The 10460-nt window shown below is 75.1% G+C and carries 7 protein-coding genes; all 7 read left to right on the forward strand.

Annotated elements, in window-relative coordinates; genetic code table 11:
- Positions 1-477: 477 nt before the first annotated feature.
- The 7 genes from ACIBQ6_RS18065 to rpe all read left to right on the forward strand — a co-directional run bounded on the left by ACIBQ6_RS18065 (position 478) and on the right by rpe (position 9908).
- Positions 478-3024, forward strand: coding sequence for a primosomal protein N' (locus tag ACIBQ6_RS18065; protein WP_397213064.1), 2547 nt, complete (start codon positions 478-480; stop codon positions 3022-3024).
- Between the two features lie 49 nt (positions 3025-3073).
- The gene (locus ACIBQ6_RS18070; protein ID WP_397213066.1) at positions 3074-4543 is read left to right on the forward strand and encodes a hypothetical protein; all 1470 of its coding nucleotides are present in this window, start codon (positions 3074-3076) and stop codon (positions 4541-4543) included.
- A gap of 37 nt (positions 4544-4580) precedes the next feature.
- Complete coding sequence (locus tag ACIBQ6_RS18075; RefSeq protein ID WP_358293997.1) at positions 4581-5927, forward strand: hypothetical protein; 1347 nt, start codon at positions 4581-4583, stop codon at positions 5925-5927.
- Between the two features lie 38 nt (positions 5928-5965).
- Positions 5966-6514, forward strand: coding sequence for a peptide deformylase (gene def, locus ACIBQ6_RS18080; RefSeq protein WP_358293995.1), 549 nt, complete (start codon positions 5966-5968; stop codon positions 6512-6514).
- A gap of 2 nt (positions 6515-6516) precedes the next feature.
- Entirely contained in the window at positions 6517-7446 is a 930-nt protein-coding gene (gene fmt, locus ACIBQ6_RS18085; protein WP_397213068.1) for a methionyl-tRNA formyltransferase, read from the forward strand.
- Positions 7433-8989, forward strand: coding sequence for an RsmB/NOP family class I SAM-dependent RNA methyltransferase (locus ACIBQ6_RS18090; protein WP_397213070.1), 1557 nt, complete (start codon positions 7433-7435; stop codon positions 8987-8989). The genes fmt and ACIBQ6_RS18090 overlap by 14 nt, the downstream gene beginning before the upstream one ends.
- Positions 8990-9254: 265 nt before the next feature.
- Entirely contained in the window at positions 9255-9908 is a 654-nt protein-coding gene (rpe, locus tag ACIBQ6_RS18095) for a ribulose-phosphate 3-epimerase (protein WP_352353174.1), read from the forward strand.
- Positions 9909-10460: the final 552 nt, after the last annotated feature.

Consider the following 10460-nt stretch of genomic DNA (forward strand, 5'->3'; position numbering starts at 1 on the left):
CGGCTGGCTCGCCGGTCGCTGCTGATCTCTTGGGGCTGAGGGCTCGCGGGTGGCTGCTGGGCTGACGCTCTCTTCTGCCGCGCCTGCGGCCCGGTGACGATCTCGGGCTGGTCTCCTGGACGGCGGCTTCGGCGGCGGCGGTCGGTGGCCATCGAGGGCTCGTCGCCCGTGCTCTGTGGGGCGTCGGGGGCTCGTCAGCCGTGTTCGGTGGCGACGGCCGTGCTCGGTGTGAGGCGCGGGTGAGGCGGCTTCTGGTGGGGGGCCGCGTTTCTTCGGTGCGGGCGGGCTCGTCCGTCTTCGCGGGGGCGTTCCTGATCGGGTCTGGCGGTGGGCGCGGATCTGCGTGCTCGTCGCGTCCTGTGTGCTCTCCTGCGCTGTTCGGGCTGGTGGGGGAGTGGGTGGCCGGCGGGGGCGGTGCGGGGGTGTGCGCCGGTGGTGTGGGGATGGCGGGGCGCGGGGTCTGGTAGACGTTAGTGCGTGACCCACTCCGACGACGCCCTCCTGCCGCTCGACGCCGTGCGGCCTCCTGCGTCGTCCAAGGACACCAAGGGGGCGGTGGTCGCGGCGCCCGAGCGGCCCGTCGCGCGGGTGGTCGTGGACAGCCCGCTGCCGCACCTCGACCGGCCCTTCGACTACCTGGTGCCCGCCGCCATGCACGAGGCGGCCCGGCCGGGGGTGCGGGTGCGGGTGCGGTTCGCGGGCAAGCTGATCGACGCGTTCCTGCTGGAGCGGGTGGACGAGAGCGACCATGAGGGCAAGCTGACCGCGCTCGAACGCGTGGTCTCGCCCGAGCAGGTGCTCACGCCGGAGATCGCCGGTCTGGCCCGCGCGGTGGCCGACCGTTACGCGGGCACCCTCACCGACGTGCTGCGCCTGGCCATTCCACCGCGCCACGCCAAGGCCGAGGCGGAGGTTCCGCCTCCAGCAGACCCGCCTCCCGCCGACTCGTCCGCCGCCGATCTGGCCCCGCCGGCCGTCCCCACCGGCGAGGCGGCGCAGAGCGCTTCCCCGGCCGTGGCCCGAGCCGCCGGGAGCGGGGTTGCCGACATCGTCCGGGCCGCCGGGGGCGAATCTGCCGCCGTCGCGGTCGCACAGGTCGCCTCGGGTGCGCCTGCCGCGATCAGGCAAGCGCGAGACGTGGAGGGCTCGTCCTTCTCGGGACGGAGCCTGGAACCGGCGGCCCCGATGGACGGGCGGGCCGAGCAGGACGGCACCCCGCGCCGGGTCGAGCCCCGCCCTGCGAAGGCCCCCGCGCGCGGACGGACGGCGGCCCGTCCGGAGCACATGAACGGGACGGACGCCCCCGAACGGCCGGCAGAGGGCCGCAAGAGCGCCTGGGACGCCTACCCGACCGGCCCCTCCTTCCTGGACGCCCTGCGCCACGGCCGCGCCCCCCGCGCCGTGTGGTCCGCGCTGCCCGGCGCCACGGGATGGGCCGGAGCCATGGCCGAGGCGGTGCTCGCCACCCTCGACGGCGGGCGGGGAGCGGTCCTCGTGGTGCCCGACGGCAAGGACGTCGCGCTGGCGGACGCCGAGTTCGAGCGGCTGCTCGGCCCCGGCAGGCATGTGGCGCTCACGGCCGACCTCGGGCCCGCCGAGCGGTACAGGCGATGGCTGAAGGTCCTCAGAGGCCAGGTGCGCGCCGTCGTGGGCACCCGGGCCGCCATGTTCGCCCCTGTCGCGGAGCTCGGCCTGGTGGCCATCTGGGACGACGGCGACGACCTGCACGCCGAACGCCTGGCCCCCTACCCCCACGCCAGGGAGGTCCTCGGCCTGCGCGCCCACCGTACGGGCGCGGCCATGCTGATCGGCGGCTACGCGCGTACGGCCGAGGCCACCCAGCTCGTCGCCGCGCGCTGGGCGAGGCCGATCGTGGCCGCCCGCACGACGATCAGGAGCCTGGCCCCGCGGGTGCGTCCCGCCGGTGAGGACGCCGAGCTGGCCAAGGACCAGGCGGCCCGGCAGGCGAGGCTGCCCAGCCTGGCCTGGCGGGCGCTGCGCCAGGGGCTGGAGAGCGGGCCGGTGCTGGTCCAGGTGCCCAGGCGCGGTTACCTGCCGGCGCTGGCCTGCCGCCACTGCCGCGCCCCGGCGCGCTGCGTCCTGCCGCCCACCAGGATCGCCCCGCACCTGGCCGCGCCGGTCCCCGGCGGCCGGCAGACGGCGGCTCTCGGCGAGGCGGAGCCGGACGCCGGAGCTCTGAGCACCGCCACGGACGCGACGGGCGGGACGCCGGAAGGTCACGGGAGCGGCGAGTCGCTGTGCCACGGGCCGCTCGCGCTCAGAGCCGGGCACGCCGCCCCCTACTGCCGCTGGTGCGGCCGGGTGGACGCCGACTGGCGGTGCCCGTCCTGCGGCAGCCCCCGGTTGCGGGCGGTCGTCACGGGGGCCCGGCGCACCGCCGAAGAGCTGGGGCGGGCCTTTCCGTCGGTGCAGGTGCGCACGTCCGGCCGCGACGGCGTGCTGGCCGGCGTGCCCGCCGCGCGCGCCCTCGTGGTCGCCACGCCCGGCGCCGAGCCGGTGGCCGAGGGCGGCTACGCGGCGGCGGTGCTGCTCGACGGATGGGCGCTGCTCGGCCGGGCCGACCTGCGGGCGGGGGAGGAGACGCTGCGCCGGTGGATGAACGCCGCCGCGCTGCTGCGGCCCTCCGCCGAGCTGGTGGTGCTCGGGGACGCCGGGCTGCCGTCCGTGCAGGCGCTGCTGCGGTGGGATCCGATCACGCACGCCGAGCGCGAACTGGGCGACCGGGCCGAGCTCGGGTTCCCGCCCGCCGTGCGGATGGCGACGCTGACGGGTTCGGCGAGCGCCGTCCGGCAGATGCTCGACGAGGTGCGTCTCCCGCCGGACGCCCAGGTGCTGGGCCCGGTCCCGGTCGACGAGTCGGGCCTGGAACGGGCCATGATCCGGGTACGGCGCGGCGGCGGGGCGGCGTTGTCGGCCGCGCTCAAGGGGGCCAGTGGGGTGCGTGCGGCGCGTAAGACACCAGATGTCGTGAGGGTGAGTGTCGACCCACTCGACCTGATTTAGACCGTTTCCCCGATTCGCTCATCTGTTGGTCAGCCGTTAGCGTGCCCCTGTGTCGATCGAATGGGTGAACCAGGCCATCGACGACCTGCGCGCATGGGGGCGCGCGCGGGAAGTCGAAGTGGACGCGGACGAGGTCCGCCTGCTCTGCGACTACGCCAGCGACTATCTCAACGTCAACGAACTGCGCGACTTCACGCCGGAGACCTTCGACGAGCTGCTGCTGTCCATCTACCCGCGCAAGGTCATCGCGCCGCCCGAGAGCGCGCCCGAGACCGTGGCGGCCGCCCGCACGCTGGTGGACTACCTCGGCGAGGCCGGTCACGCCAGCCCGGCCACCGTGGCCGGCATGCGCGCCCGGCTCGACGACATCGGCCCCCGCATGCCCGAGGCGCTGGCCGACCCGGCCAACTTCGGCATGGCCAAGAGCCTGTTCAGCTCGATCGGGCCCGAATCGCTCGAACAGGCGGTGCCGATCCCGTCCGGGGAGCTGCCCGACCTGGGCGAGGCGCCGTGCGACTGTCCGGGCTGCACCCCGCTGCCCGCCGTCCGGCTGGCCTCGGAGGAGGAGCTGACCGAGGCGCTGCGGACCGTTCCGGAGCTGGCCGGCGGCCCCCCACCGGGCGACGGCGAGCCGCTGGACGCCTGGGCAGCGACCGTGGCCCGGCTGCTGGAGGACGACACCGGCGGCGAGATCACCGGCCACGCCGAGCTCGACGAGGGCCTCTACGACCTGTTCGACATGCTCTACCGCCTCCAGGCGCCGGTGCCGCTCCAGGTCGTCGCCGACTACCTGGAGGAGGTCTCGGGCGAGGGCGGCATCGACGTGGCCGGGGCGCTCGACCGGCTGGCCGGGTGGGGCATGGTCCGCCTCGACGGCGCGGCGGCCGAGCTGACGCCGCTGGCGGTCTGGGGGCTGCGCGAGCACTACCTCTCGCTCGGCCTCGACGCCCCGATCGCCCCCGACCTGGGCGAGGCCGACGCGCGCGGCCTCATCGAGGGGCTGCTCGAAGGGCTGCCCGCCGAGCTGGCCGAGCAGGACATCTCCCGCTGGCTGTCCGGCCGCGCGCCGGGCGAGGCCGCGGCCGAGCTGCTGACCGCCGCCTCCGGCGCGCCCGCCGTGGCCCGCGGCATCGCGATCACCATCGTCGACCGGCTGGGCGCCGAGGCCGAGCCGCAGGTGCGCGACCACCTCGACGACCAGGAGTTGCGCCCGCACGTCATACACTGGCTGGCCGCACGTGGTCTCGGCGCGCCGCCGCTCACCCAGGACGAACTGCTCTGGGTCAGCGTCGACATGCTCGCCCTGGCGATGCCCGCCGCGCGGGAGGATCCGGAGATCTTCGCCGAGAACATGGCGGCGTCCGGTCCGCCGGCCCATCTGATCGAGGAGATGTGGCGGGTCGACCACCCCGACGTCGTCGAGGTTCTGGAGCTGCTCGGACGCTCCATCCCCGACGACACGGTGGCCAAGGCGGCGCGCAAGGCGGCGTTCAAGGCGCGCTCCCGGGCCATCCGTTGAGTACGTCCTTGTGACTGCTGTGCAGTAAGTTTCCTGGGTGGCAAACAATGTCTTCGACCTCGCCGAGCTGCGCAAGCTGATCGATGAGCAGGCCGCCGTGCCTCCACGGCCACCTGAGGAGACCTCCGTGGAGCACGAGGCGCTGACCTTCCCGCCCGTCCTGCTGGCGAGCGACGCCGAGCTGGCCCGCGCGGTGCCCGCGGTGCCGCTCGTCGCCGACGCCATCCGCCTGACCGCCTGGACGGGCAGCCGCGAGGTGGGCGCCGACGGCATGCTGAGCGAGTCCGACGCCAGGGCCGCCGCGGAAGAGCTGGGGCTCCAGGAGTCGCGGCTGCGGCTCATCTGGATCGTCGCGGTCAACACCGGCCTGCTGCGCATCCTCGGCGGCCGGGCCTCCCGCGGCCCGCTGTCGATGCAGCTCACGGTCGAGGCCACGCTGGAGTTCTGGGACGGCGTGGTGATGGACGTCCTCGACCGCGCCGACGAGGGCCTGACCGGCTCCTCCGTGGTCGACGACCACCTGGCCGAGATGCTGGCCACGATCTACTCGGTGCGCTCCGGCGTGGCCGTGGGCAACCTGGCCAGGGGCATCCTGCAGTCGCACGAGGTCGCCTGCGCGCCCGGCCCGGTCGAGATGCGCAGACTGGCCGCCGCGCTGCCGGCCGAGCTGCTGGAGGCGGTCTCGCTGCTGGCGTACTGCGGGCTGGTGGAGCAGACCGAGGCCGGGCGCACGGCGCTCACCCCGCTCGGGGTCTGGGCCGTCCGGCGCGACCTGCTGCGCGAGGGCCACGACGCGCCCACCGCCGCCGAGGTGCAGGTCTTCGCCGACCTGTCGGCCGCCGAGCTGGTCGAGGCGCTGGTGAAGGGCACCGCCACGCAGAGCGCCGTGGCGGGCTGGCTGGAGCGGCGGCCCCCCGAGGCGGCCGCCCGCGAGCTGATCGAGATCGCCGCCTCCGGCACCGCCGGGCAGCGCGGCGCGGTCGGCGCGATCCTGGAGGAGCTGGGCCCCGAGGCCGAGCAGCCCGTGCGGCAGGCGCTCGACCACCCGCTCACGCGCCGCTACGCCGCCTCCTGGCTGCACATCCGCGACCTGGAGGCCCCGCCGCTCAGCCCCGAGGACCACACCTGGATCGCGGTCGACAACCTCGCCGCGCTCATGCACCTGTCCGGTCCGGCCGCGGGCCGCCTCGACATGCCCGAGCCGGGCGAGGACCTGATCAAGCTCGTCGGCGAGATGCCCGCGGTCGGCCACCCCGACACGCTGGCCGTGCTCGACATGCTCGCCGGCTCCCACGACGACCGGGCGGTGGCCAAGGCGGCGCGCAAGGCCGCGATGAAGGCCCGCTCCCTGCGCCACGACCGGCCGCCGGCCCACCGCCGGTAAACTGGGCTGATCCACGTTCGAGAACAGGAGTGAGCCCCTTGGCGATCCAGTCGATCCGGCTGTTCGGAGATCCGGTGCTGCGCACCCCGGCGGCCCCGGTCGTCGACTTCGACAAGGAGCTCCGCAAGCTGGTCAAGGACCTCACCGACACGATGATGGACGCCCCGGGCGCGGGCCTGGCGGCCCCGCAGATCGGCGTCGGACTGCGGGTGTTCACCTACTACGTCGACGACCAGCTCGGCCACCTCATCAACCCCGACCTCGACCTGTCGGCCGACCTCGACGAGGAGGGCGAGGAGGGCTGCCTGTCCTTCCCCGGCCTGTCCTACCCGACGCCGCGCGCCGTCCGCGCCGTGGCCAAGGGCTTCGACATGCACGGCGAGCCGGTCACGCTGGAGGGCACCGACCTGATGGCCCGCTGCTTCCAGCACGAGACCGACCACCTCGACGGCATCCTGTTCATCGACCGCATGGACCCCAAACAGCGCAAGCTGGCCATGAAGGCGATCCGCGAGGCCGAGTGGAGCGGCCTGTCCGCCCCCGTGATCAAGATGTCGCCGCACGCCACCGGCGGAAGGGCGCTCTGACGATGCGGCTGGTCTTCGCGGGCACACCCGAGACGGCGCTGCCGTCGCTGCGCATGCTGATCGACTCGCCGCGGCACGAGGTCGTGGCCGTCATCACCCGTCCCGACGCCCAGTCAGGGCGGGGGCGCAAGGTCCACCCCTCGCCGGTGGCCGAGCTCGCGGAGGAGGCCGGCATCGAGGTGCTGCGCCCGGCCAAGGTCGGCGACCCCGCCTTCCTCGACACGCTGCGCGCGCTGGAGCCCGACTGCTGCCCGGTGGTGGCCTACGGCACGCTGTTGCCGCAGTCGGCCCTCGACGTGCCCCGCCACGGCTGGATCAACCTGCACTTCTCGGTCCTGCCGGCCTGGCGCGGGGCGGCGCCCGTCCAGCACGCGGTGCTGCACGGCGACGAGATCACCGGCGCCACGACGTTCCAGATCGTCAAGGAGCTCGACGCGGGCCCGGTCTACGGCGTCGTCACCGAGGAGATCCTGACCCACGACACCAGCGGCTCCCTTCTCGAACGCCTGTCGGTCTCCGGCGCCGGCCTGCTGGCCGCCACGCTCGACGGCGTCGAGGACGGCGCGCTGGAGGCCCGTCCCCAGCCGCTCGACGGCGTGACGATCGCACCCAAGATCAACGTCGCCGACGCGCGGGTCGACTGGTCCAAGCCCGCCATGCGGGTCGACCGCCTGATCCGCGCCTGCACCCCCGGCCCGGGGGCGTGGAGCGAGTTCAGGGGCCAGCGGGTGAAGCTCGGGCCGGCCAAGGTCGCCGTCCAGGCCGACCGGCTCGCGCCCGGCCGGATCCTGGCCACGAAGAGCCACGTGCTCGTCGGCACCGCCACCGACCCGGTCGAGCTGGGCGAGGTGCAGCCGCAGGGCAAGCGGGCGATGGGGGCGGTCGAGTGGGCGCGCGGCGTCCGGCTTGCGAGTGACGATGCCTTCGCGTGAACCCCGCCGGTCGCCGGCCGGCTCCACGGGCACCAGGCCCCGCGGAGCGAACCGCCCGCGCCGCCCCGCCCGCGACCACGCCCGCAACGCCGCCTTCGACCTCCTGCGGGCCGTCGACGAGCGCGACGCCTACGCCAACCTGCTCCTGCCGCGGCTGCTGCGCGAGCGCGACATCCGCGGGCGCGACGCGGCGCTGGCCACCGAGCTGGCCTACGGCACGCTGCGCGGCCTCGGCACCTACGACGCGATCATCGAGATGTGCAGCGACCGGGCGCCCGACCCGGCCGTGCGCGACGCCCTGCGGCTGGGGGCCCACCAGCTCCTGCGCATGCGCGTCCCGCCGCACGCCGCCGTCGGCACCACCGTCGATCTCGTACGCCTGCGCATCGGCCAGGGCGCGGCCAAGTTCGTCAACGCGGTGCTGCGCAAGATCGGCTCGCGCGAGCTGGAGGACTGGATCCCCATCGTCGCGCCCGACTCCGACCAGGACCCGGTCGGCCATCTGGCCGTCGCCTACGGGCATCCCCGGTGGATCGTCTCGGCCTTCCGCGACGCGCTGGGCGGCGGCGGGGAGCTGGCCGACCTGCTCGACGCCGACAACGTCCGGCCGCTGGTGACGCTGGTCGCCCGGCCGGGGCGCAGCTCGGTGGCCGAGCTGGCCGAGTCCGGGGCCGCGCCCGGCCGTTACTCGCCGTACGCGGCCTACCTGCGCGAGGGCGACCCCGGGCAGATCGAGGCCGTGGCCGAGACCCGCGCGGCCGTCCAGGACGAAGCCAGCCAGCTCGTGGCGCTCGCCCTGACCCGCGTGCCGCTCGACGGCGAGGACGAGCTCTGGCTCGACATGTGCGCCGGGCCGGGCGGCAAGGCGGGCCTGCTCGACGCCGTCGCCACGTACGGCGACCTCGCGGGCCTCGACGGCGAGCGCCGTCCGGGCGACGGCGAGCGCCGTCCGGGCGAGGGCGACGCGGCGGGCGGCGGCGGTGCGGCGGGCGGCGGCGGCGCGGTGCGTAACGGCGGTGCGGCGGGCGGCGGCCCTGTGGCGTTCCCCGGTGGGGCGCGGGTGCTGGCCGCCGACGTGCAGTACCACCGGGCGCGGCTGGTCTGGCAGACCACCAGGACCGCCTCGGTCGTCACCGCCGACGGCACCGAACCCGCCTGGCGGCCCGGGGTGTTCGACCGGGTCATGCTCGACGCCCCCTGCACGGGGCTGGGCGCGCTGCGGCGGCGTCCGGAGGCCCGGTGGCGGCGCGACCCGGCCAGCATCGCCGAGCTGGGCGCGTTGCAGCGGCGGCTGCTCGGCACGGCCCTCGACGCCGTGCGCCCGGGTGGGGTGGTGGCGTACGTGACCTGCTCGCCGCACCTGGCCGAGACGCGCGTCGTGGTCGGCGACGTCATGGGCCGCAGGGGTGACGTGGAGCAGCTCGACGCGCGCGACTACCTGCCGGAGGTCGACGGGCTCGGCGACGGCCCGTACGCGCAGTTCTGGCCCCACCGCCATGGCACCGACGCCATGTTCCTGGCCCTCCTCCGCAAACGCCCCTGACCCCGCTCGCCCCTCGCCCGCGAGCTCGGCGTCTGCGTGCTGGGTGTCTGCGTGCTGGGGGTCTGCGTGCTGGGTGTCTGCGTGCTGGGTGTCTGCGTGCTGGACGCGCGTCCCGGACCGCCGCGTGCTGGACTCCCGCGTGTCGGGCGCCCACGCGGTGGGCGCCCGTCCGCTCCTCTCCCGCCCCTCGCCCGTGTGGTGGCGGGGTTGGCGTGGTGGGAGGGGGCGTCGAGGGGGATCGGGCGGTTCAATAGACTGGCGCATCATGGCCGTACAGATCTCGCCCAGCATCCTCGCCGCCGACTTCGCGCGGCTGGCCGACGAGGCCGCCGCCGTGCCGAACGCCGACTGGCTGCACGTGGATGTCATGGACTACCACTTCGTGCCCAATCTCACCCTCGGGCTGCCCGTGGTGGAGTCCCTGCGCAAAGCCACCCAGACGCCCCTCGACTGCCACCTCATGATCGCCGACCCCGACCGCTGGGCCCCCCAGTACGCCGAGGCCGGAGCGGGCAGCGTGACCATCCACGCGGAGGCGTCCAAGGCGCCGGTGCGGACGTTGCGCGAGATCCGGTCGCTCGGCGCCAGGGCGGGGCTCGCGCTCAACCCGGCCACGGCGGTGGAGCCGTTCGAGGGGCTGTTCGGCGAGATCGACATGCTGCTGCTGATGACGGTCGAGCCCGGGTTCGGGGGGCAGAAGTTCCTCGACATGGTGCTGCCGAAGGTGCGGGCGGCGCGGGCGATGATCGAGCGGCACGGCGGGTCGGTCTGGCTGCAGGTCGACGGGGGTGTGACGGCCGAGACGATCGAGCGCTGCGCGGAGGCGGGCGCCGACGTGTTCGTGGCCGGCAGCGCCGTCTACGGGGCCGCCGACCCGGTGGCCGCGATCGACGCCCTCCGCGCCGCCGCCACTCGCTGACCCTCCCTCGGCACTCGCCCAAGGTTCCCCGGCACTCGCCTGACGTTCCCGGGCACTCGCCGACCGTTCCCGCCACCCGCTGACCCTTCCCCGTCTACCGCTGCCCCTTCCCGCCACGGGCGTGCCCCGCGCGCCCCCGTGGCTCCTCCGCTCCTCCGCAAGGTGTGGTCGGTGGCAGGGATGGGCGGCTCCGTCGCCTCACCACGAGGCGTGCGCCGCACTGGGCGGAACCCCGCGAGGCCCGCCAGGCACTCCCGCGGCCTCTCCGCGAGGCGCGCACCACAGTCCTGCCGCCGCGCCTCGGTCCACTGGGGTGCGGGCCCGCTGAGGGGCGCGCGCCCTCTGGGGCACGCGCTCACTGAAGCTGCGGGCCAGAGGAGTTGCATGCCCACTGGGGTGCAGGCTCACCAGGGGTGCAGACCCGTTCGGGGTGCAGGTCCGCTCGGGGGCGGGGCCAAGGGAGTGCAGGCTCACTTGGCTCACACCGTGGTGCGCGGCCGAGTGTAGGTCCGCTCGGGGCGAGTCCATCCGAGGTGCGGGCCTGCTGGAGGT

The sequence above is a fragment of the Nonomuraea sp. NPDC049655 genome (genome assembly GCF_044465465.1).
Taxonomy (GTDB): domain Bacteria; phylum Actinomycetota; class Actinomycetes; order Streptosporangiales; family Streptosporangiaceae; genus Nonomuraea.

Coding starts and splice junctions, on each gene's coding strand:
- fmt (WP_397213068.1), top strand. CDS start 6,517: ATGCGGCTGGTCTTCGCGGGCACACCCGAGACGGCGCTGCCGTCGCTG.
- ACIBQ6_RS18090 (WP_397213070.1), top strand. CDS start 7,433: ATGCCTTCGCGTGAACCCCGCCGGTCGCCGGCCGGCTCCACGGGCACC.
- rpe (WP_352353174.1), top strand. CDS start 9,255: ATGGCCGTACAGATCTCGCCCAGCATCCTCGCCGCCGACTTCGCGCGG.